The 22,872-nt window shown below is 61.8% G+C and carries 13 protein-coding genes and 1 pseudogene; 7 read left to right on the top strand and 7 right to left on the bottom strand.

Features of this window, described 5'->3' with window-relative positions; all coding sequences use genetic code 11:
* The first annotated feature begins 175 nt into the window (after positions 1-175).
* Positions 176-652, top strand: coding sequence for a PA2169 family four-helix-bundle protein (locus ABE459_RS13155; protein ID WP_125465481.1), 477 nt, complete (start codon positions 176-178; stop codon positions 650-652).
* On the opposite strand, the gene ABE459_RS13160 is transcribed toward ABE459_RS13155, so the two are convergent.
* Positions 649-2,151, bottom strand: coding sequence for a sensor domain-containing diguanylate cyclase (locus ABE459_RS13160; RefSeq protein ID WP_125860284.1), 1,503 nt, complete (start codon positions 2,149-2,151; stop codon positions 649-651). The two genes, ABE459_RS13155 and ABE459_RS13160, sit on opposite strands and share 4 nt — an antisense overlap.
* Positions 2,152-3,087: 936 nt before the next feature.
* Here ABE459_RS13160 and ABE459_RS13165 point away from each other — a divergent pair.
* The gene (locus ABE459_RS13165) at positions 3,088-3,327 is read left to right on the top strand and encodes a hypothetical protein (protein WP_125465479.1); all 240 of its coding nucleotides are present in this window, start codon (positions 3,088-3,090) and stop codon (positions 3,325-3,327) included.
* The gene (locus ABE459_RS13170) at positions 3,324-3,572 is read left to right on the top strand and encodes a DUF3077 domain-containing protein (RefSeq protein WP_125465478.1); all 249 of its coding nucleotides are present in this window, start codon (positions 3,324-3,326) and stop codon (positions 3,570-3,572) included. Before ABE459_RS13165 ends, ABE459_RS13170 begins: the two co-directional genes overlap by 4 nt.
* 249 nt (positions 3,573-3,821) lie before the next feature.
* Here the strand turns inward: ABE459_RS13170 and ABE459_RS13175 are convergent, their stop codons facing one another.
* Both ABE459_RS13175 and ABE459_RS13180 read right to left on the bottom strand, forming a co-directional pair.
* Complete coding sequence (locus tag ABE459_RS13175; protein WP_323830603.1) at positions 3,822-5,147, bottom strand: OprD family porin; 1,326 nt, start codon at positions 5,145-5,147, stop codon at positions 3,822-3,824.
* 204 nt (positions 5,148-5,351) lie between these two features.
* Positions 5,352-5,573 carry a hypothetical protein gene (locus ABE459_RS13180; protein ID WP_322359993.1) on the bottom strand — a complete coding sequence of 74 codons (222 nt, stop codon included), beginning with the start codon at positions 5,571-5,573 and terminating at the stop codon, positions 5,352-5,354.
* 302 nt (positions 5,574-5,875) lie between these two features.
* Between ABE459_RS13180 and ABE459_RS13185 the strand changes: the two genes are divergently transcribed.
* Complete coding sequence (locus tag ABE459_RS13185; RefSeq protein WP_346648043.1) at positions 5,876-14,227, top strand: RHS repeat-associated core domain-containing protein; 8,352 nt, start codon at positions 5,876-5,878, stop codon at positions 14,225-14,227.
* Between the two features lie 143 nt (positions 14,228-14,370).
* A complete protein-coding gene (locus tag ABE459_RS13190) occupies positions 14,371-14,589 on the top strand; it encodes a hypothetical protein (RefSeq protein WP_323830599.1) in 219 nt (72 codons plus the stop codon).
* Positions 14,590-14,615: 26 nt separating this feature from the next.
* On the opposite strand, the gene ABE459_RS13195 is transcribed toward ABE459_RS13190, so the two are convergent.
* The 4 genes and pseudogenes from ABE459_RS13195 to ABE459_RS13210 all read right to left on the bottom strand — a co-directional run.
* Complete coding sequence (locus tag ABE459_RS13195) at positions 14,616-16,067, bottom strand: heavy metal sensor histidine kinase (RefSeq protein WP_323830598.1); 1,452 nt, start codon at positions 16,065-16,067, stop codon at positions 14,616-14,618.
* A gap of 129 nt (positions 16,068-16,196) precedes the next feature.
* On the bottom strand, positions 16,197-16,868 hold the full coding sequence (locus ABE459_RS13200) for a heavy metal response regulator transcription factor (protein ID WP_346648042.1): 672 nt from the start codon (positions 16,866-16,868) through the stop codon (positions 16,197-16,199).
* Positions 16,869-16,877: 9 nt separating this feature from the next.
* Entirely contained in the window at positions 16,878-19,970 is a 3,093-nt protein-coding gene (locus ABE459_RS13205) for a multidrug efflux RND transporter permease subunit (protein ID WP_323830597.1), read from the bottom strand.
* A gap of 158 nt (positions 19,971-20,128) precedes the next feature.
* A pseudogene (locus ABE459_RS13210) lies at positions 20,129-21,232 on the bottom strand (efflux RND transporter periplasmic adaptor subunit); the annotation flags it as partial.
* 138 nt (positions 21,233-21,370) lie between these two features.
* Here ABE459_RS13210 and ABE459_RS13215 point away from each other — a divergent pair.
* Together ABE459_RS13215 and ABE459_RS13220 are read left to right on the top strand one after the other, a co-directional pair.
* Complete coding sequence (locus tag ABE459_RS13215; protein WP_323830596.1) at positions 21,371-22,045, top strand: fimbrial protein; 675 nt, start codon at positions 21,371-21,373, stop codon at positions 22,043-22,045.
* Between the two features lie 72 nt (positions 22,046-22,117).
* Positions 22,118-22,846 carry a molecular chaperone gene (locus ABE459_RS13220; RefSeq protein ID WP_323830595.1) on the top strand — a complete coding sequence of 243 codons (729 nt, stop codon included), beginning with the start codon at positions 22,118-22,120 and terminating at the stop codon, positions 22,844-22,846.
* Positions 22,847-22,872: the final 26 nt, after the last annotated feature.

Consider the following 22,872-nt stretch of genomic DNA (forward strand, 5'->3'; position numbering starts at 1 on the left):
CGGACGATACTGCAATCTGCACGACGACCCAAGCGGCGATCATGCAGAACGCACCAGCACGACGCTTTCGAAATAACTGTAAATTACTGATTTTTATAGATTATTTTTAACCGGAAAGCCTGGCATGAAGCCTGCTCCAGTTAAGGTGACTATCACCTGCCAAGGAGTTGTTGCCATGAGTAACCCCAACAAAGACGTCATCGATGTGCTCAACGACCTGATCGAGTACAGCAAGGACGGCGAGAAGGGCTTCAAGACCTCCGCCGAGGATGTGAAGAACCCACAACTCAAGGCGTTCTTCGTTCAGCGTGCCGGCGAGTGCGCCAATGCCGCGGCCCAGCTGCAAAGCGAAGTCCGTCGCCTGGGTGGCGACCCGGAAACCAGCACCAGCATCAGCGGCGACCTGCACCGTGGCTGGGTCAACCTCAAGTCGATGGTCACCGGCAAGGATGAAGCGGCGGTGCTCAATGAAGTGGAGCGCGGTGAGGATCACGCGCTCAAGGCCTACAAGGATGGCCGTGAGAAGCTGGTGAAACTGGGCCGCACCGCCAGTGACCAGACCTACATGCTGGTGGAAAACCAGCTGCAAGGTGTACAGCGCAACCACGACCAGGTGAAGGCGCTGCGCAACGCAGCCCGCGCCGCTTCTTAAGCCTTGGGGCCCTCTACCCGGTTACGGCCATTGGCCTTGGCCCGGTAGAGCGCTTCGTCCGCGTCACCCAGCAGCCGGGTCAGGTCGTGCTGGGTGCCGGGGATGTGCAGGCCGATGCCGACGCTCACCGTCACCGAGCGTTCGTCCGCGCCGAACGGCGGCATCGACTCGACGCTGGCGCGAATACGCTCGGCCAGCAGCAGCGCGCCGGCCAGTTCGGTCTCCGGCAGTACCACCTGGAACTCTTCCCCGCCATAACGCGCCGCCAGGTCCGCCGGGCGCCGAATGCAATGCTCGATGGTCTTGGCCACCTCGCGCAGCACGTGGTCGCCGCCGGCATGGCCGTGGCGCTGGTTGAACGCCTTGAAGTGATCCACATCCACCATCAGCACCGCCAGTGGCTTGCGGTTGCGCTGGGCGCGTGCCCATTCCAGGCGCAGCACCTGGTCGAGCCGGCGGCGGTTGGCCAGCCCGGTGAGGCTGTCGGTGGCGGCCAGGGTCGCCAGGCCCTGCTCGGCATCGTGGCGCCGGCGCAATTCACGGCCCAGCAACAACGTGAGCCAGAGGATGCCGATGCACAGCACGCCGGTGGCCACACTGACCACGATGGCCGTGCGCCGCCAGGACTGGAACACCTCGTCGGTGGAGTGCACCACCAGCACGATCAACGGCAGGTCGGCGACCCGGGCGAAGGTGTACATGCGCTGGGTGTCCTGCAGGCTGGACCTGGCCGTGAAGCTGCCACTGCGCTCGCCGAGGATGCGCTTGAAGTTGGGCCGTTCGCTGAAGCTGGTGCCGATCAGCGGGTCCTGTGGCCGGGAAGGTTGGCGGGCCAGCAGCTGGCCGTCGGTGTTGAGCAGGTTGATGCTGCTGTCGTCGCCGATGTCCAGGCGCTCGAACAGCCGGCTGAAATACGACAGGCGCAGTGCCCCGGCGGCCAGGCCGATGAATTCACCGTTGCTGCCGGAGATCCGCCGGCTGAAGCTGATGCACCAGTCCAGGTCGCCCAGCCGGGCCTTGAACGGTGGGCTGATCAGCAGGCCCAGGCCGGGGTGGTCGCGGTGCCGCTGGAAGGGGATGGTGTCGGCGAAGTTGGCCTGGCGGGGCACCACGCTGGTGGAGTCACCGACCACATCGCCCTTGGCGTCGAGCCAGAGAATGTCGCCGCGCACCGGTGCCGATATCGCCTGGCTGAACAGGATCTGCTGGCGCAGGCTGGGCTGAACGCTGAGCAATTCGGGGTGTTTCACGGCCCAGATCAGGCCTTTGAGGGATTGGTCGTAGAGTTCGACATTGCGCACGATGTCGCTTTCGATCAGCTGCACGATGTTGCCCGAGGAGCGGATGGCCGACTGCTCGACGCTGTCGCGCTCGCGCGCCAGCAGGTAGCTGACGATGCCCACTATGGCGAGCACGGCGAGGCAACTGCCCAGGTTGAGGATCAGTTCGGGGTGCGACTTGTACAGGGCTGAACGCGGTGATCGGGTAACTGACGTCATGCTCGCTACTGCATAAGCCCCTTGATCCATGGGGGATGGGCCATTACGCGGCGGCGGTATTCTAAGGAACGGTGGATTGTCGGACAAGAATTATGGTGATTCGTCCGACGAAATCGTGGGGGCGGGGCTCTGGTGGTGGATTTGGGATCGCATGAGGGTTGTCGGGTGGCTGGCTGTTGATTGTGTCAGGGCATGCAGGGGCCTGGCTGTTGGTTGCATCAGGGCATGCAGGTGCCTGCCACAACTCTTGCAGCGCCTATGAGATCGAGCGCCGCCCGCGCGGCGCATCGCTGGCAAGCCAGCTCCCACATCTGTTTCGGGCCAGTTACTCCTGTGAGTTCATCGCTGTCCGCCTTGTTGGTACGACGCGGTTTCAGTGTGTGCGTTGCCGACGCCCCACATGACTCAAGGCATGCACCAAGGCAGGCGCCGGTACTTTCACAGAAGTAACTGGCCCGAAACAAACTGTGGGAGCTGGCTTGCCAGCGATGCGCCGCGCGGGCGGCGCTCGATCTCATAGGCGCTGCAAAAACACCGGCAAGCACCTGGTGGCCCTGACCTAATCTTTCGACATGCACCTGGTGGCCATTACCAGCTCCCGATCAGCCACCCCGCAACGGCGTACGACATTTCCGAATCTGAAACCAAATACTTCAGTCAGGCCATGCTTGGGACCTATCCTACGCGCCTGCCGGAAGGTTCCAGATATGCCGGGACAATCATCAGGGATAACTTCCTCGGGTCGCCGATTTTGGTGACCGGGCGTGAGAACCCGACGATGTGAGTTTCGGCATTTTTCATGGCAGCCGTGTTCGGGCAGACCTTTGGTCTGGCCGGGTCTCATGTCCTCGGTTTCTCACCCCGTGCACGGTTGCCACCCAATCCCGTGAGAAAGGTCCGCGTGGCGATTTCCTCAATCGACATGAGTGATTCGAAATGAAAAAGCTAGTCCCCGATCCCCCCATCCCCTACATCAGCATCATCGACCACCTGACCCACGACGCCGCCATGGCCCACGCCGCCGTGCTGATGTCGACCATGAGCCGAACCCTGGACGCCTACCGCGCGTTCCCCCCTGACGACCGCCCCATGGTCCTGATGGAAAACGTGGCCATCCTCAGCCAGCTACTTCGCTGCCTGTTCGACCATGCTCGGTCCCTGCAGGTGGCGCCATGAGCGACAAACCCGAACCCGCCTTCACCGCAGGCGTCGAGACCTTCCTTGAGTTGTACCGTGTGCAGCCCGATATCCCGTTCAGCCGGGCATTCGATGAGCTGTCGATGTTGCAGGGTTGCATCCTGCACCTGACGACCGAGGCGGAAATGGAGGGGGATTTGCTGGCCGGCAGTGCGGCGCGGATTCTCAGCGCGATGGCCAAGGCACTGGTCAATGACCTGGAACTCGGGTTGAACAGGCGTTAGTAAAACAGAGGCTCGTATTCTTCGCGCATCCCGCCCAAGGCTGTAAGCCGTCCACCTCATCCAGGACGTGCCGACCCCTTGGGCGTTTTGCTTTCTGGAGGACACGTATGCCAACAGCGGGGATGCGTGATGCTGACTGGGGCCGCTTTGCGGCCCATCGCTGGCAAGCCAGCTCCCACAGGCTACCTCTGTGGGAGCCGGCTTGCTGGCGAAACGAGGGCGAAGCCCTCGCCGTGCACCGACGTCAGATCAGAACACGTTCACCGGGTAATCGACGATCACCCGCACTTCGTCGTTATCCGACTCTGCCGCGTAGGCCGCATTGGCCCGGTGGCTGGCATAGCGCAGCAGCACCGACAAATCCTTCAGCTGGCCTTCCTGGAACACGTACTTCAGGTCGAAGTCGCGCTCCCAGTGGGTGGCGTGCTTGCCGTCCGCGTTGTAGTAGTCGTAGTGCGTGGTGTCCTGGGTGGCCTTGGTCAGGTCCGCCTCGCCGCGCGAGTACGACAGCGAGCTGGTCAGCCCCGGCACGCCGACACCGGCGAAGTCATAGTCGTACTGCAGCTTCCACGAGCGCTCGTTGGGCGCGTTGAAGTCCGAGTACATGCGCGAGTTGTCCAGGTAGATGCTGTCACCCAGGTTGATGTAGTCGAACGGCGTGTTGCCGTTGACCCGCTGGTAGGCGGCGGTGACGCTGTGGAACCCGGCGGCCACGGTTAAGTGCAGGCTGTAGGTGTTGTTGTCGATCTTGCCCAGCAGCGACTGGCCGGTGTCCTGGGTGTGGTAGTAGTGCGCGCCCGGGTTCAGGCTGACCAGGTCATTGACCTGGTAGGTGTAGTCGAAGTCGGCGTAGTACTGGTTCCAGATGTCCTTCAGCTCGGCGGCGTAGACATTGGCGGTGACGTTCTCGGTGCCGCTCCAGGACGCGCCGGCCCAGTTCAGGTGCTTGCTCTTGTCGCCGTCTTCCAGTGCACCGTAGTAGGTGTCGATGCGGCGATGGCCGCTCTGGTTGTACGGCTTGGTGAAGCTCACCTGGCCACCTTCGAGCATCAGCCCGTCGATGCTGGTGTTGGTCAGGGCGAAACCACGGAAGGTCTGCGGCAGCATGCGCGATTCGCCGCCGGCGATCACCGGGTTGGTGAGGAACAGGTCACCGGCCTTGAACTCGGTGTCGAAGCCCTTGAGCTTGATCGCCCCGCCCGCGGTGGAGAACGAGTGCGGGGCAGCGCCCTGGCTGCCGTCGTCCTTGACGTGGTTGGGCAGGATCGAGGTGCCGGCATGGCCCGCGCCACCGTCGAGCTTGAGGCCGAGAATGCCGTGGGCGTCCAGGCCGAAGCCGATCACACCAGGGGTGTAGCCGGACTCGAAGCGCGCCACGGCGCCCTGGCCCCATTCGCGCTTGTCACGCACGTCACGGTTGAGTTCGTTGCGGTTGAAGTAGGCATTGCGAAAATGCAGGTTCAGCGTAGAGCCTTCGATGAAGCCATCAGCCTTGTCTTCATCGGCCTGGGCGGCCAGGGGCATCGTTGCGGTAAACGCAAGGAAAAGCGGGGTAAAACGAAACGCAAAAGACACCGGTACAAACTCCTTTGGTCAAGCGGTGGGGCAGTTTTTATTGTCGTGTTCTGCAAGTTTCTTATTAGAGACGCAGCAGCCTGGCTGATATTTTCGACACATAAAAAAAGCCGCTGATGAGCAGCGGCTTTGAAAGGCTAACATATCGGCACCGCGGGTGCCCATGTGTAGCCAAGGGAAGCTGGGAGGTGCGACGGTGCGCAATCAGCTATCGACATTGGCGTCGCTGGAAACCTTCGAGGCTGTCTGTTCTGCGGATTCGCCGGCGTCAGCCTTGTGCGCCAAGGCTTCGCGGGATTCTTGGTGAACAGCGGCAAGTTCTGCACTGCGGGTGACGAAGGCTTGGGATTCTTCGGCCATGGCCAGTGGCGACAACAACAGGGAAGACAGGACGAAAACGCTGGCAATACCCATACTGTTGGACATTTGAAACTACCTTCTTGCGGGGGCAAGTGTTAATGGAGACAGGGCTAAAGTTAGTCGTTTCCCTAGGCCTGAAACAGCACCCCGTTCGATAAGCACTGTTGCGAAAAATGTAATTGTAGGCGCTTGCATGCGCGGATTTTCGTTCACAACCCACGTTGTAGAGCGCTTCAGGATTGAAACGCATCTTCTCGCGGTGCACATGTTCTCGCCCACGCAGCGGGCACCTGGCATTTTTGTCAGTTGTGCAGATCACCTGGTCGCCATTCAATGACGACGAGCCGATAGCACGCGAGGGTTTGGTGATGACCTACAACTGTCACGCCTTCAGGAAATTCTTCAAGAATGGCGATCTCATCACGGTGAACGGCGTCAAAGCTGTTTACGAATTCGCAGAGAACGATGTGCTGCGTATCAGGTCTCCAGACAAACGAAACTTGGCTTACACCGACATCGAGCTTGTGCCCGAGCTGGGCGCGAAGCTAGAGCAAGAGGCCATGCAGCTGGAGGCCATGCTCGAAAGCGGCGCGGTACTGGTCAAACCCGAGGAGTGGGGGAAGCTGTCACCAGCGTTGGGGGCGGTGTGGGTGGAGCTGACTACTGATTTAAACGGCTACTACTCATTTTTTGGCCACGTAACGGTCGTAGACTACCCCGGTCAATACGCGAAATTTGTGTTCACTGTCGATGATGCTCTGCAGGATCATCATGCTCAACTCACCCTTGACTATCCGATATTGAAGGGGACTGGCCTATTCAATGGTCAGCATGAGTTTTTCAGCTTCATCAAGAATGTCTATTTGCTCAGCGGAATCGTCAGTCAGATTGACCCTTATGCGGTTCCTTACCAGATCACCACGCGGTCTGACGGTTACCTTCCTGACATGACCGACTTCACACTGATGCGAGAGGGCAGCGTCGACGATGGGTGGTACAGCACCGTACCGATCAAGGCAGGTCGCGAACTCGCGCGTGATGAAACGCTCAGTGCGTTTCTGGTCAACCGCTGCGATGGAGAGGTCAGTCGGTTTGCCTTCACCCCTCAGGCCAGTGAACTAACGGCACAGAAGTGGCCTCGGGCATTCGCCAAGTTTGTTGCCGACCAGGGCGCCCCGATCACTGCCGGAGCATGGGACGAGAACAATAACTTCACGACCGAGAGTGGCCCATTACGGCTGTGGAGCCATGCCAAGTACCGGGCTTTCAGCAATGCTCCCTTCGATAGCAATCTGGTACAGGCGCTGGCCTGCAATGACAGTTTCCGCTTGACTGCCCGGCAGACGCTTTGTTTGCAGGTTCGCGACCTTAAAACACAAGCGCTGTTCGAAAATCATTTCTTCAGCCCCACGCAGGGGCAGGTCGGCTTGGGCTGGTCCAAGGCATTGTGCGATCAGATCAATCGTGACAGCCATCTGCTGCGGGCGGGTGTATTGAACAGCGACTGTCAGGTAACGCCCGCCGAAATCGGCAACGCGTTTTGGGTGCCGCAGCGGGCCGAACTGAGCGTGAACCTGACCGTCTCAGGCTGGTGGGAAAGCCGCAAAGTCGAAGGATCGCAGGCTTTACCGGTCGGTACCACGTTGCATACCTGGGTCTACGATGCATGTTCTCAGCGCTTGCTGGGTCATCATCAGTGGGGCCCCACCACGACCCTGAGGGCAAGTGGCAAATGGCTGGCGGACTGGGCTACTGCCCTGAATCGTTCAGAGGTGTCCGCTTATGTGCAAGCCAGTTCCTCAAGGCCTGCGTCCAACAATCTTATCGGCCAGGATGCCCTCGGCCTTGGTTTATGGCACCGGGGCGACGCCTTGCGCATCTTCACCTCGCTGCCGGATGCGGGTAACTGGGTACCGGCGCTGGAGCTTCCGACAAAAGCGATGTCCCGAGCCTCGCTGAACGTTGCGGTACGGCATCCCTTTAGCAACCGGGCCTTACATACTGGCGTGTTCAGACCTCCGCAGACAGAGAAAGGCGGCGAGATCGAGCTGCCGTCCTGGCGCATTGCCTTGGCGCGTTTTCTCCAGGAACAAGCCTGGCCTGAACTTTACGTTGACATTGACAGCACGACTGGAGGTGCCGGGTCGCTATCAATCCCACGCTTCAGTGAACTGCAGGTCGAATTCGAACCCCTCGTAGAAGAGGCACCCGATGTTCAGAAGGAGGAAATGGCCTCGGTGCTGTCCGTTGACTTCGACTCAGCCTTCAGTGAACTGCAGGTCGAATTCGAACCCTTCGTAGAAGTGGCACCCGATGTTCTGAAGGAGGAAATGGCCTCGGCGCCGTCCGTTGAGTTCGACTCAGCCAAGGGCCAACTCAATGCCTCCATCAACTTGCAGTCAGGGGAGCTCGAGTTTCGTCTGACTCAGCACGCCTGGGACAAGGGTATACGGGTGGCCGCCTGCGAGCCGACGGTTTTCGGCAAAGGTGAAGAGTCGCCGCTTTGGGTCAGCGCCGGCAAGATCATCTGGGGCGGCCGGGTCAAGCAAGACTACGAGATCGTTCTGGATTATCCCGAAAGCCTGCGCGATGAAGACAAATTGATCGTCGGCCATTTCGGCGCCTTTGACGAACACGCATTCTGGAAAAATTCGAAATCGGTCGAGTTCACCCCGTCCGCCGCATTGGCGCCCTACACGCCGAGGAGTCTGCTATGCGAAGACTGGGGGAACACGGATCACTCGGAAATTTTCGATACTTTCGGGCATGACATGACCGGCGTGGATGGCCGCCTGGGCTTGTTCCATGCTCACTACCCGATCGCAACGCTGCAAGGTCTGGGCGCACGGGGGCCATTGTGCGACCTGACCTTGCATTATTCGGCCTTGCGCGGAAACGAGGCGGGGTTGGGGGATGGCTGGGCCTGGCGCTTCTCCAGCCTGGACGTGCGTGAACGTGTGTTGACCCTGGCCAATGGCGAGCGAATCACGTTCACCCCCAAGGAGTGGGAAGACCTTGGCAAGGAACAACCGTTGAAGAAGAAGCACTGCCTGTTGCGCTGTAACAAGGATTGCAGTGAATTCACGATCGAGCTGCCCAATGGCCGTCAGGAAGTCTTGAAAAAGCCTGCCGTGGAGACCGCCAACGAGGTCGAGCCCAATGATGAATTTCGCCAGACAGTCCTGAAGCTCCTGCGGGCTATCAAGGAGAAAAGCAAACCGCAGTTTCCCGCCGTGCCTGAGCACTGGACTCAATGGGTGCTGCTGGTGGCTTCACCGGGGGCCTACTACATTGGTGCGGCGCTCGATTACAACGAGGCCGCCAAGGCCTGGGCAACGCATGGAACGATCGAGGAGCTGAACGAGCGCATCGCCTACTACGAGCGTCCATTCGTGCAGCTGCTGCCTGCTCGCATCATCTCGCATTATGGTGAGGTGCTCGAACTGACGTGGAAGCGTCAGCTTGGGCAATTCCTGCTCATGCGCATCGAGAGCGAGAAACAAACCTTGTTCACGGCTGAGTACGTCACCCCGGACAAGTCGGCTGCGCAGGTGAACATGCAGATATGGCCAGCAAGCGATGAATGCTTCGAGGTCAAGCTGCAATTGAATGACTGGCTGCTACGGACCCTTGAGTGGACTCAAGCAGGTGCGTGCCTTCAGCAGGTCAAATGTGGCTATGAAGACGATCCGGTTCTAGACCGGGTGCTGTGTCGGTTAGAGGAGTTGGATGGTTCGGTCGAGTACGTGCGCTACACCCCGGGTGTACGCCCAGAACCAAACGACACCAATAAGTGGCCCTCGTGGCCCAAGGTCAAGCTCCATGCCTTGATTCCTGGCGGTGGGCAAGAGAACCACGTGGCCACCTACCAATACACGGGGGAGTTGCGTGACATCTCTGATCAGTTGTACATCATTGCCGGCCGGCGAGGTCCCTATGGCAAGCGACGGCATCATTTGCAGGTGTTCGGTGAGGACGGCAGTCACAGGCGAGAAATACTGGCAGGTGAGGCATCCGCCGAGGACCAGTGGCTGGAGTTAAAGGCCCAGAACAAGAATACGACGCAGAGCATTCGATACACGGGGTATGGGAATGACCTGATCAAGGTGATCGAGTCGATCAAGTTGGTCATCAGGAAGGGAAAGCCTGCATTGGCTGGCAAACAATCCGTCAAGCATCAGCAGGAAATCGTAGAGATGCTCTGGCGATTCAGCCGCAATCAACGTGTGGTGTTGGTCAACGCTATTCAGGCCTGCTTGCAAGTCGTCCCGGTCGCACAGCGTCAGCCCCATGGCAAGGCGGTCGATATGCAGCTCATGACGACGGACGATGACGGACTGCCCGTGAAAGTGGTCATCGAGGGCCAGCATACGCTTTGCCGTGGCTACTATGGTCGCGCGGGTGGCGCGAATCGTATCGAGGCCGATCTGTTGCGCACAGTTGACTGCCTGCCGGAACTACAGGAACTACAGGAACTACAGGAACTACCGCTACTGGACTGCCCGGCAGTACCTGAGTACGCGATGCTACCTGTGATGTTCGAGTATGAATGTGACGATTTCGGTCATCCACTTGGTCTGAAACTCTTCGGCTACCGCACGGTAGCGCATGCAGGCAGACCGTACCTTGAATTGGCCGAAGAGCGAGTCATTCAGGGGGGGCGCCTGGAGATCGCGTCCGGCGAGCTCTTCATCCCTGCGGACGAACCGAAGCAAATCGGCCTTGCCTCGGTGCTGTGTCGTCGACATTTGCATAGTTCGTCGACGGTGACGCACAAGGCGACGCCGAGCGATGCGAGCAAGGTCAAGGTATGGACCGTCAAGGATACTCAGATGACGCTTCAGGGGCCTGATGTCTTCTGGGAGGAAACCACCAAGACGTTCGAGGACAACCCAAATGCCCCGTACATCCTGGAGCGTATTACCTCGCAAACCCAGGCCGGCACGCAGCAGGTCAGTGTCCGTCACTTCTCACGCCATAGCGCGAACTGGCTTACTCAAACGGACTCTGAGATCGAGATGACAAGGCAGTACGACGCTCTTGGGCGGGTCGTGGACGACGCTCGGTATCGCCTGGAGCCTGGCAGAAAAAGCAGGGCAGAAAACCAGCGAGCGGTGATACATATCACCACTGCATATTCTGCGGATAACAAGTTGGAGACTCACACCCATGCCAACGGTGCTCAACGCCGCAATCACCTGGACGGTGTTCAGCGGGTTTGGCGCAGTGAATGGCAGCCCGCTGGGGCCATTGATTATGTGCCACTGGATGAGTACTGCAGGGACGGGCTCGATGAGTCGCAGTCGGTAGGGTGTTGGGAGTGGGACTATCTGCCGGGGGGCCAGGCAGTGATCGAGATGGCGCAGGTGCAGCTCAAGGACGGGCGAGAAGCGTGGCTGACAGCGCTGGGAGCCGTTGTCGAGGAGCAATCGAGCACAAACCAAACTCCACCGGACGTCGATTCAAGTGAGTGGGACGTTGCTGTCGCGCTAACGTGCAGTGGTGGAGATGATGAAGAGGAAATGCTCAGGTTTCTTACTTGTCTTGTGCAACTAAGGGATATGAGAGATGCACACGATGTGTCTGATAAAGACATCACAGACTTGATTGGGCAAGCCCTGCATCTGTTGGTGAAGCTGTTCGATAATGACAGTTATTCTATCTCTGAGTTCTTCAAGTTCTTTCAAGGTCTTGCGGGGCGCAAAGGGGATCAATGTATTCCAGTGGTGGGGGCGTATCGGATTCCGGTCAGATATGGGCAGAAGCTCGAAAGGTGGGCCGCGAACCTCGTAATTAGAGACTTCAACCTCGGCGGGGCTGATGTCGAGAATCCTGAGGTTCTGGACTTTCTGAAGCTACTCGATTCAGCAGAAGCCGAGCGGGCACGAGGCTATCTACAGATCGCCAGTCCCGTGCTTTTCACTTATGCGAATCCTGCCAAAGGCACCACTACCCGTCAGGTTGTGAAAGAGGGATTGGCGCAACAATGCCTGTCTGAACTCACCACCGAATACGTGACCCTAACGGATGGCACCTTCGAGCGTACCGAAACCCTCGTCGACGGTGCCGGGCTGCAGCAGGTAAAACTGGTCCAACAACTCGATGCGAGTGCCCAAGTGGTGCGCAGCGAGCGCTTCGTGGACGGTGAAACACGCATCTATGCCTTCGAGCGTGATGATCTGGGCCGGATTACCAAGGCAACGCGCCCCGATGGCAGCACTGTCGAACGTGCCTATCACGGTTTCAGCAACCAGCCCACTGCCCTCAAGATAGACGGCAGGGTCATTGCCACCCAGACCGTGGCCAATGATTCCACGCTAACGTCGCGCACGGTCGGCAACCGCACTTACTCCTTCGATGACGATACCATTACCCTGCCCGACAAGACGTGCCTGCAGACGCACATCGATGCCGACTGCGTCCGTTGGCGCGCGGGCGACAGCGCCATGGGCAGTCTTGCACGCAAGAATGGCGGAGCCACTGTGGTCTGCGAGGATGGAGCGGGCGGTACCTGGAGGCACCGCTTCATCCAGGGCGACCTGCCAGGGCGCATCGAGGGCACAGAGACTACGCCTCGTGGAAAGGTGCCGACGCAGGACTGGCAGACCTTGTGTGGCGCCACCGTGGCTTCACTGCGTGCCGATGGGCGTTGGCAGCGAGTCTTCGTCGACGACCAGGGGCGGTTGCTGCGTACATGCAAGGATCATGAGGATGTGCTGTACCGTTACGATGCCTTGGGCAGGCTGAAGTCGCGCCTCGTCCATGCAATGAAGGCCGGTGAGCAATGGCAGGTACTCAGTGAACACAATGGTCTCGGTCAGGAGATCGTGCGGACTTTCCTGCACAATGGCGCGATACGCTTCAGTCAACGCATGACCTGGCGCGGTGATGGCCGGCTGATCAGCAAAGAGAACTACCAGGACGGTCAGCTCAAGAGCACCGAGCGCTTCGTTTACGATGCACTTGATCGTCTTGAGGGCTACACCTGCGAAAGCGACGATACCGCCTACTGCCCGACCAATGCCAGCGGCGATGCCGTGAAGGCGCAAGCGTTTACCTGGGACGCCTTGGACAACGTTGTCACTAAAGTGACTACGCGCTTTGATGGCACCCAGCACACGCAGGATTTCAGCTACGACGCGAATGCAGACCCCACGCGCATGACCTCGGTGCAGCACGGCTCGCAGTCTCGGGTTTTGAGCTGGAGCGATAATGGCTACTTGGTCGATGATGGACAGAGCCACGCATTCAGCTATACCGGTGCCGGCCAGGTGAGCAGGGTGAAGGATGCCGAAGGCCAACTGTTATCGCGCTATCAGTACGACGGCTATCAGCGCTTGGTCGCGCAACACGTCGAACAGGACGAAAGCATTTGCGAGCTGCGATATGACGGTGATGAGCTGATTGGCGAAATCTGGTTCGACAAGACGCGTGCCGTCACGCGTCGTACGAGCATCTCGGCAGGCCTGGCGGAGTACGAAGACGACCAGGTGCGCTGGTTGATCGACGATCCACAGGTTGGCATTGCAGGGCAGGTCAGGGACGGTGGGCTCACGTTGGCCCCGCGATTGCCGTTTGGCGAGGGCGCGTTGCTGGAGGGCGTGGTCAGCGGATACAACGGCATGCGTCGTGACCCAGTGACAGGGCAGTATCCTGCGGGCAACGGGTACCGTAGTTATGATCCCGGCATAGGCCGCTATGCTCAGCCTGACTGGCTGGCCCCGTTTGGGGACGGTGGCCACAATCCTTATCAGCACTGTCCGGACCCGGTCAACCTGCATGACCCTAGCGGCGCGATCATGCTCAGCCGATGGGGGCGGGACCGTCAATTGCGCGAGCGCGAGGAGCAATTGCGGGGGACCAGGAACGTGGGGCTGGGGGGCAAGTGGCGAGGGCTGGCCTTGTCATTCGTGCTGACGGTACTAGGAGTGGGAGCGACGGTGTTTTCGGGGGGAACAGCCTCGATGTTGCTCTTCGCCTTTTTGACCACCATGGCTGTAACGTCCTTCGGACTGGAAGTGGCCTCGGCGTTGACCGCAGAGACCAATCCGGAGTTGTCCAAGGCGCTGGGGATTGCGTCAATGGCAACCGGCGTGGCGTCCACGCAGGGCTTCCAGGGGGTGATGAAAGCCAGTATCAAGCTGTTCAACGCTACCAGGACTTTGGTGCAACGCACTGTCCGGTGGGTGGGGAACGGGTTGAAGGCCGTCGGGCAGGGCTTCAAGCGACTGAAGTCCGCCAAACTGGGCGTCACGCGCCAATCAGTGTGGCTGAGTATACGAGAGGGTGCATCCAGGGCGATAGCAGCCGCCAAGTCCGCGCCTGGAAAGCTCTTGTGTAAGGTGGACGACTATATCAAGGCCCCGGCCGCTCGGCTTGAGCCTATGCCCACTTACGGAAGGCATGGTGTGTTCGGCAAGTTGAAAAGCCTTTGGGATGGACCGGATCCCCTCAACCTCACGGGTAGATCGATCGCCTTCTACAATTGGGCGAACCAATTGCGCTTCGTTTCCACACTCAGTCAAAACATGGCGTTGGCGATTGAAGCGAACATCCTGCGCGGGACGATCGACTCGTCGATTGCACTGGCGCGGGGTAATCAAACCTCGACAATCAGTACAAGGGCAAGAGGCTCTTATCTTCCTGATCCCAACATCAAGGAAGTAGCACGTGCTATTAGCCAGTTCGAAATTCGCAGCACAATGGAACTCAGTATTTGAGTCGCCGCGTGGTGCAGGACCTGATAGAAATGCTAGTGGCGCCTGTTTGATGAGTTTAATAGGATTGAATAGAGGCTGTTCCGAATACTGAGTTGTCAAGGCATTCGGAGCGCCCGGAGCAACTCAATATTTAGGTGATCAACATGGCCGAGCAGAGTGGAAAAGTTAAATCAATGAACACGGACTTGCACTTCGGTTGGATTGAATTTGAACCTGAGTCGGAGGAAGAGGATGACCAGCTTCAATTCGAATTAATAGCCAACTCCGGAATTGCCGTAGGCTCAGAAGTAACCTTCACCAAGGTACCCGACCCAAACAAACCGGGCAAATTCAAGGCCACGGCTGTTAGCGCCAAGAAATAGCAGATCGGTTTAAGCTAAAGAGGCGTTCAGACCTGCTCGCCTCTTTTCTTTTTGCTGGCGTCTTGTGCGGTGTACTCCGGCCCCGCATTCGGTAAGCGGATCCCAAAGCAATTCCCTGCCTTATCGCTGTGCACGAAGACCTCACCTCCATGCATCAAGGCGATGGCCTTGACGATCGCCAGCCCCAGGCCGTGATTGTTGCCACCGCTGTTGGCACGCGCGGCATCCACCCGGTAGAAGCGCTCGAACAGCAGCGGCAGGTGTTCCTCGGCGATGCTCGGCCCCGGGTTGCTCACCGCGATACTGACCTGTTGCTCATCGGCCTCGATGCGTACCTGGATCACCTGGTGAGGCGCGGTGTGCTGCACGGCGTTGTTCAGCAGGTTGATCAGCGCCCGGCGCAACTGGGCTTTCTCGATGCGTGCGCGGGCGTCGCCGCTGACGCTCACGCGCACCTGGGCGTCCTCGAGGATGTAGTCCAGGTAGTCGAGGGTGGTGGCCACCTCTTCGGCCAGCGAGGCCTCGGCCAGGGCGGTGGCCTTGCTGCCCTGGTCGGCGCTGGCCAGGAACAGCATGTCGTTGATGATGCTGCGCAGGCGTTCCAGCTCCTCCAGGTTCGATTGCAGCACCTCGAAGTAGTGCTCGGCGCTGCGCCCGCGGGTCAGTGCCACCTGGGTCTGGCCGATCAGGTTGGTCAGCGGCGAGCGCAGTTCGTGGGCGACGTCGGCGTTGAACGCTTCGAGCTGGGTATAGGCCTGGCTGACCCGGTCCAGCGCTGCGTTGAAGGCACCGGCGAAGCGCGCCAGTTCCGGTGGCAGGGCTTCGGTTGGCAGGCGCCCGTCCAGGCGTGGCGGGGCGAGCCCCTGGGCTTGGTCAGAGAGCGTCAGCAAGGGCTTCAAACCGATGCGCGCCACCCAGTAGCTGAGCAGCGAAGCCAGCACCACGCCGAATGCCGCCAGGCCGACAATGGCCACCAGCAGGCTGTGTTGGGCCTGCCAGAACGTTTCGGTGTTGATGCCGATCAGAAAGCGCAGCGGCGGGCGTTCGCCCAGTGCCGGCAGCTCGCTGACCAGCACCTTGTAAGGGTAGGGGCTGTCCGCCAGGCGCAGCTCGCGCATGCCCGGCGGGCCTTCGGCGAAGGCGCGGACCAGCTCGGTGGGTTGGCCATATTCGTAGTTCGGGTTGCTGCCGACTGCCCAGAAGCGGATGCGCTTGTCCTCTTCGCCGAGCAGGTTGAGCTTGTTGTGGATCTTGGCCCAATGCTCGGGCGTGCCGTAGCGGTTGAGGGCGGACTCGAGCACGCTGAAGCGGGCTTCCAGTTCGGCGGCAGGCAGCAGGTCGAGGCTGCGGTCGACCTGGCGGTACAGGGCGCTGCCGATCAGCACGAACACGCCCAGGGCGACCAGGGTGAACAGGGCGCAGAGGCGCAGGGCGATGGAGTTGCCGGCTCTTTTGCGCAAATGGTCTTTTGTGTTCATTGACTGTCAATCCAATCGCCGCCGCCAAGCCCCTGTGGGAGCGGGTTTACCCGCGAACACCGGCGAAGCCGGTGCCAGGCACCACGGTGGCCACATCGCGGGTAAACCCGCACCCACAGGGACTGCTCACTACCCACGGTTTTCCAGGACATAGCCCATGCCTCGGATGGTATGCAGCAGCTTGTTGTCGAAGGGCCCGTCAAGCTTGGCGCGCAGGCGCTTGATCGCCACCTCCACCACATTCGCGTCACTGTCGAAATTGATGTCCCACAACAGCTCCGCGATGGCCGTCTTGGACAGGATTTCGCCCTGGCGCCGGGCCAGCACACTGAGCAACGAGAACTCCTTGGCGGTCAGCTCCAGGCGCTGGCCTGCGCGGGTGGCCTTGCGTGCCATCAGGTCGATCCACAGGTCGGCCACCTGCACCTGCAGCGGTTCGTGGCTGCTGCTGCGGCGGGTCAGGGCTTGCAGGCGGGCGACCAGTTCCAGGAACGAGAACGGCTTGCCCAGGTAATCGTCGGCGCCTTCGCGCAGGCCATGGATGCGGTCCTCGACCCGTTCACGGGCGGTGAGCATGATCACCGGCGTCTGCTTGCGTGCCCGCAACGCGCGCAGCACACCGTAGCCGTCCAGGCCCGGCAGCATCACGTCGAGCACTATCACCGCGTAGTCGCCTTCCAGGGCCAGGTGCAGGCCGTCGATGCCGTCCCGCGCCAGGTCCACGGTAAAGCCCTGCTCGGTCAGGCCGCGGTGCAGGTAGTCGGCGGTTTTTTCTTCGTCTTCGATGATCAGTACACGCATGGTCTTGTCTCAGCGGGCGGTCGGCGCGGCGACGGTGGCGGCCTGGCGGCGATGGAACAGGCGCTCCAGGGCCAAGTATATGACCGGGGTGGAGAACAGCGTCAGCGCCTGGCTCACCAGCAGCCCGCCCACCACCGCGATGCCCAGTGGCTGGCGCAGCTCGGCACCGGCGCCGAAGCCGAACATCAGCGGCACCGCGCCGAGCAGCGCGGCCAGGGTGGTCATGATGATCGGCCGGAAGCGCACCAGGCACGCCTGGCGGATCGCCTGTTCGGGGGTCATGCCGTGGTGGCGCTGGGCGTCGAGGGCGAAATCGATCAACAGGATGCCGTTCTTCTTGACGATGCCGATCAGCAGCACCACGCCGATCAGCCCCATGATGCTGAAGTCCTGCCCGCTGCCCCACAGCAGGATGATCGCCCCCAGGCCCGCCGAGGGCAGGGTTGAGATGATGGTCAGTGGGTGCACGAAGCTCTCGTAGAGCACGCCGAGGATGATGTACACCGCCACCAGCGCGGCGAGGATCAGGTACGGCTGGCTCGACAGCGAGCTCTGGAATGCCTGGGCCGCGCCCTGGAAGTTGCCGGTGATCGAGTCGGGCATGCCCAGCTCGCGCTGGGTGCGTTCGAGGATCTGCACCGCATCGCCCAGGGCCACGCCGGGGGCCAGGTTGAACGACAGGTTGGCAGCGGGGAACAGGCCGTCGTGGCTGATCGACAGCGGCCCGGTACTGGGGGGCGCCACGTGGGCCAGTGCCGACAGCGGCACCATCTCGCCCGACAGCGGCGAGCGCAGGTAGAAGTAGTTCAGGCTTTCGGCCTTGCCGCGCTGGCGGGCGTCCAACTCGAGGATCACCTTGTACTGGTTGGTCTCGGTCTGGAATTCGCTGATCTGGCGCTGGCCGAAGGCGTCGTACAGCGCCTGGTCGACATCGGTGGTGGTCAGGCCGAAGCGCGCCGCGGCCTGGCGGTCGATGTCGATGCGGGTGACGCTGGCGCCCAGTTGCAGGTCGTTGGACAGGTCACGCAACGCCGGGTTTTCCCGCAGGCGCTCGGTCAGGCGCTGGGTCCACAGGTTCAGCGCCACGCCGTCGTTGCTCTTGAGCACGTACTGGTACTGGGTGCGCGAAGGGCCGGAGCTGAGGTTGATGTCCTGGCCGGCGCGCATGTACAGGACGATGCCGGGCACCTGGGCCAGCTTGGGCCGCAAGCGGTCGATGAATTCGCTGGCCGAGACATCGCGTTCGCCGCGGGGCTTGAGCGAGATCCAGAAGCGGCCGTTGGCGATGGTCTGGTTGCTGCCGGTCACTCCCACCGAATGGGAGAACGCGCGCACCGCCGGGTCGTCGCCGATGATCTTGGCCAGGGCCAGGTGTTTTTCGATCATCGCGGGGTATGACACATCCGCCGCCGCCTCGGTGGTGCCGAGGATGAAGCCGGTGTCCTGCAGCGGGAAGAAGCCCTTGGGGATGCCGACGTAGCCGACCACCGCCAGGGCGAGGGTGATGCCGAAGATGCCGAGGGTCAGGCGTTGGTGCGCCAGGGCGCGGTCCAGGCCTTTCTCGTACCAGCCCAGCAGGCGCTGGCCGAAGCCGCCATGCTGCTCCTGCGGCGGCTTGCGCATGAACAGCGCGCACAGCGTCGGCGCCAGGGTCAGCGACACCACCACCGAAATCAGGATGGTCGCCGTGGCGGTCAGGGCGAACTCCTTGAACAGCCGGCCGACCACGCCGCCCATGAACAGCAGCGGGATGAACGCGGCAATCAGCGAGAAGCTGATCGACACCACGGTGAAGCCGATTTCGCCCGCGCCCTTGAGCGCGGCGGTGCGGCTGTCGTCGCCGGCCTCCAGATGGCGGTGGATGTTCTCCACCACCACGATGGCGTCGTCGACCACGAAGCCCACGGCGATGACGATGGCCACCAGGGTCAGGTTGTTGAGGCTGAAGCCGAACACGTACATCAATGCGCAGCTGGCGATCAGCGACACGCCCAGCACGCTGGACACCACCAGGGTTGCCGACCACTGGCGCAGGAACAGCGCCATCACCCCGATCACCAAGGCCACGGCGATCATCAGCGTCAGCTCCACCTCGTGCAGCGAGGCGCGGATGGTCTGGGTGCGGTCCTGCAGCACCGACACCTCGACCGAGGCCGGCAGCATTTGCTGCAGGCGCGGCAGGGCATCGAGCACCCGGTCCACGGTGTCGACGATGTTCGCCCCGGGCTGGCGGAAGATCACCAGGTTGAGCCCCGGCTGGTCGCCCGACCACGCCTTGACGTAGGCGTTCTCGGCGCCGTTGATCACCTTGGCCATGTCGGCAAGGTGCACGGGGGCGCCGTTGCGGTAGCTGACGATCAGCCGGGCATAGTCTTCGGGGTGGAACAGCTGGTCGTTAGCGGCGATGGTCGACACGCTGTGCTCGCCATACAGCGCGCCCTTGGCCAGGTTCAGGCTGGTCTGCTGGATGGCCTGGCGGATGTCGGCCAGGGTCAGGCCGATGGCGGCGAGTTTCTCCGGTTGGACCTGCACGCGGATGGCCGGGCGCAGCTGGCCGGTGATGTTGATCAGGCCGACCCCGTCGATCTGGCTGAGCTGGCGCGCCAGCAGGGTTTCGGCGTAGTCGCTGAGCTCGTTGCCGGGCATCTGCGCCGAGCTTACGGTGAGGATCAGCACCGGGCTGTCGGCCGGGTTCACCTTACGCCAGGTCGGCGGGCTGGGAAGGTCCTGGGGCAGGCGTGCGGTGGCGGTGTTGATCGCTGCCTGGACCTCCTGTGCGGCGGTGTCGATGTTCTTGTCGAGGGTGAACTGCAGGGTCAGGTTGGTCGAGCCCAGGGCGCTGCTGCTGGTCATCTGGGTCATGCCGGGGATGGCGCTGAACTGCACCTCCAGGGGGGTGGCCACCGACGAGGCCATGGTTTCGGGGCTGGCGCCGGGCAGTTGGGCGGTAACCTGGATGGTCGGGAAGTCGGCCTCCGGCAGCGGCGCCACCGGCAGGCGCGGGAAGGCGATGGCGCCCAGCAGCACCAGGGCGAAGGTCAGCAGCAGGGTGGCGATGGGGTGGTCGATGCACCAGGCCGACACGCCGTTGCGGGTGTTCATGGCTGGGGCTCCGGGTTGTTTGCGCTGACGCCATCGCGGGGCAAGCCCGCTCCCACGGTACTACCTGCATCCTGGGCAGTGGCGGTATCGCGTGGGAGCGGGCTTGCCCCGCGATTGCCATCGGCCAGGCGCTGCGGCTCTGCGCACTGTCCGCTGGTTTCAACCCGGCTGCCGGGCTTAAGCCGCGACTGGCCATCGAGCACCAGGCAATCCCCAGGCTTCACACCATCAACGACGTTCAGCGTGCTGTCCTGATACAGCACTTTCACCGGCACGGCGGCGACCTTGTCGCCGTCCAGCCGATAAACGAAGTGCCCGTCGATGCTGCGCTGCACCACCGGCGGCGGCACCACCAGGGCGTTCTCGTCCACCGCCGTGAGCAGGCGCACGGTCACCAGTTGGCCGGGCCACAGGTGGCTGTCCTTGTTGTCGAACTCGGCCTTGACCCGCACCGTGCCGGTGTTGGCCGACACCTGGTTGTCAATCAATGCCAGGTGGCCCTTGCCCAGCAGGCTGCGCTCGCCGTCGGCATCCATGAACGCCTCCACGTCGGCGGGCGTGGGGGCTTCGAGCAGTTTATGCAGGGTCGGCAGGTTTTGCTGGGGCAGGCTGAACTCCACGGCGATCGGGTCGATCTGGGTAACGCTGAACAGGCCCTGGCTGTCGCTGGTGCGCACCAGGTTGCCCGGGTCGACGTTACGGATGCCCACGCGTCCGCTCACCGGTGAGCGGATTTGCGTATAGCTGAGCTGTACGGCGGCGTTGTCGATGGCCGCCTGGTCGCCGGTGATCGTTGCCTGCAACTGGTTCACCAGCGCCTGCTGCTGGTCGAGGGTCTGCTTCGACACACCGTCATCGCTGCTCAGCAACTGGTAGCGCTTGAGGTTGACCCGCGCCACCTGCAGTTGCGCCTGGGTCTGGCCTAGCTGGGCACGGGCCTGGTCGAGGCTGGCGCGGATCGCCCGGTCATCGAGGGTGGCCAGCAGGTCGCCCTGCTTCACCCATTGCCCTTCCTTCACCAGCACCTGGGTCAGCACGCCTTCGACCTGCGGGCGCACCTCGACGCTGTGCAGCGACAGCACCGAACCAATGGCGCCGAGGTAGCGCGGCACATCCTGCTGGGCCACGCCGACCACCCGCACCGGGATGGCGGCAGCCGGCTTGTGCGCTGTAATCGCGGTCGGGCGCAGCCACCAGGCGGCGCCGCCGAGGGCGACGACGAGCAGCAGGATCAGGGCTTTGCGGGGCAGGGGGCGGGTCATGTGGCGGTGGCCGGAAAGGGGAAGGGGACAGTGTCTTATAGCGCGCCGATCGGGTCGCCAGGGTGACCGCTGGCTGTCAGCACTGTCAGTTTTGCATGCGTTTGGGAAATTTCGCAGTTTGCTTGGGAAAGCGTTCCCATGAACTTGCTCCGTTTCGCCGTGGACCGGCCTGTCGGCCACGGCATGATGCTCTTCGTGCTCGGCAAGCTGCCGTTGCACGAATCATCAAGGCGCAACGCGCGCAGCATCATGAAGGGAGCAACCATGAAAAAGGTAACCTTGAGCGGCCTGGCCGCCGCAGTGGCATTGATGGGCGCGGCCCAGTTCGCACAGGCCGCCGATGGCGAGATCAGCTTTGAAGGCACCATCGTCAACAGCACCTGCGCCATCGAGGTGGGTAACGGCACCGGCGGTGCCAAGGGTGTGGTCAAGCTCGGCGACCAAGTGCCGGTTAGCAGCCTGGCCAAGGCCGGCGACGTGGCCGGCGGTGGGGCATTCACCCTGCAGGTCAACGCCAGCGACCCAGGTTGCGATATCACCGGCAAAGCCGCCACCGTGACTTTCCTGCCGATCACCGGCTCCGCCGGTGCGGCGGGCCAGTGGCTGGCACTGGAGCCGGTGGCCGGTGCCGCCAGCAACGTGGCGGTGCAACTGCGCGATTTCAGGGGCACCGAGCTGCCGGTGTCCGAGCCGTCCGCCGAGTACGCCAACCTCAGCCAGCCCCTGCGCTTCACCGCCAACTACATCGCCACCGGCACTGCCACCCCTGGCCCGGCCAACGCCAAGGCGCAGTTCACCGTGAACATCCAGTAAACCGGGCTGCAGCCGCGCCCTGTGCAGGGCGTGGCTCACCTTGAAACTCACCCTGAAACCAAGGGGGCTGTGATGTTCCGAACCCATTCACACAGGTGGCTGGCCGTCGCGTTGTTGCTGGCACTGCTGCCAACGGCGCAGGCAGGGGTGACCCTGAGCGGCACGCGCATCATCTTCGATGCCAGCAAGCGCGATGCATCGATCACCGCTGGCAACGGCACCGACAAACCCTACGCCGTGCAGGCCTGGGTCAACACCGAGGAAGACGACCACGCCATCAGCGCGCCGTTCATTGCCACGCCGCCGCTGTTTCGACTGGATGCGATGAAGGAGCAGATGGTGCGTATCGTGCCGACCGCGCACAACCTGCCGACCGACCGCGAGTCGGTGTTCTATTTCAACGCCCAGGAAATCCCCGCTGCCAGCAACGACGATGGCAACACCCTGAAGATCGCCCTGCGCACGCGGATCAAGCTGTTCTACCGGCCCAAGGGGTTGCAGGGCAGCCTGCTCGAAGCCCTGCCACGGCTGGAGTGGGCCATTCGCCAGGAGGCCGGTGAAGCGCGGCTTCAGGTGCACAACCCAACGCCGTTCCACGTCTCGTTCATCCATATCAAGGTGGCCGACGGCGGGCGCGACAGCGAAATCGACAAGCCGGTGATGGTGGCGCCGTTCTCCACTCGCCAGTACGCCATTGCCCCGCGCCTGGGCTGGACGCCGAACAGCGTCGAGTTCTCGGTGATCAACGACTACGGCGGCTACACCAAGCCCGAACGGGTCAGCCTTGGCGCTACGCGCTGACTGGCGCACGCTCTCTGATCGAGTAA

The sequence above is a fragment of the Pseudomonas sp. TWI923 genome, from assembly GCF_039673365.1.
GTDB classification, from domain to species: domain Bacteria; phylum Pseudomonadota; class Gammaproteobacteria; order Pseudomonadales; family Pseudomonadaceae; genus Aquipseudomonas; species Aquipseudomonas sichuanensis.

Excerpts from the sequence above, each read along its gene's own strand:
- ABE459_RS13155 (WP_125465481.1), top strand. The coding sequence starts at position 176 with ATGAGTAACCCCAACAAAGACGTCATCGATGTGCTCAACGACCTGATC.
- ABE459_RS13160 (WP_125860284.1), bottom strand. The coding sequence starts at position 2,151 with ATGACGTCAGTTACCCGATCACCGCGTTCAGCCCTGTACAAGTCGCAC.
- ABE459_RS13165 (WP_125465479.1), top strand. The coding sequence starts at position 3,088 with ATGAAAAAGCTAGTCCCCGATCCCCCCATCCCCTACATCAGCATCATC.
- ABE459_RS13170 (WP_125465478.1), top strand. The coding sequence starts at position 3,324 with ATGAGCGACAAACCCGAACCCGCCTTCACCGCAGGCGTCGAGACCTTC.
- ABE459_RS13180 (WP_322359993.1), bottom strand. The coding sequence starts at position 5,573 with ATGTCCAACAGTATGGGTATTGCCAGCGTTTTCGTCCTGTCTTCCCTG.
- ABE459_RS13185 (WP_346648043.1), top strand. The coding sequence starts at position 5,876 with ATGACCTACAACTGTCACGCCTTCAGGAAATTCTTCAAGAATGGCGAT.
- ABE459_RS13190 (WP_323830599.1), top strand. The coding sequence starts at position 14,371 with ATGGCCGAGCAGAGTGGAAAAGTTAAATCAATGAACACGGACTTGCAC.
- ABE459_RS13195 (WP_323830598.1), bottom strand. The coding sequence starts at position 16,067 with ATGAACACAAAAGACCATTTGCGCAAAAGAGCCGGCAACTCCATCGCC.
- ABE459_RS13200 (WP_346648042.1), bottom strand. The coding sequence starts at position 16,868 with ATGCGTGTACTGATCATCGAAGACGAAGAAAAAACCGCCGACTACCTG.
- ABE459_RS13205 (WP_323830597.1), bottom strand. The coding sequence starts at position 19,970 with ATGAACACCCGCAACGGCGTGTCGGCCTGGTGCATCGACCACCCCATC.
- ABE459_RS13215 (WP_323830596.1), top strand. The coding sequence starts at position 21,371 with ATGAACTTGCTCCGTTTCGCCGTGGACCGGCCTGTCGGCCACGGCATG.
- ABE459_RS13220 (WP_323830595.1), top strand. The coding sequence starts at position 22,118 with ATGTTCCGAACCCATTCACACAGGTGGCTGGCCGTCGCGTTGTTGCTG.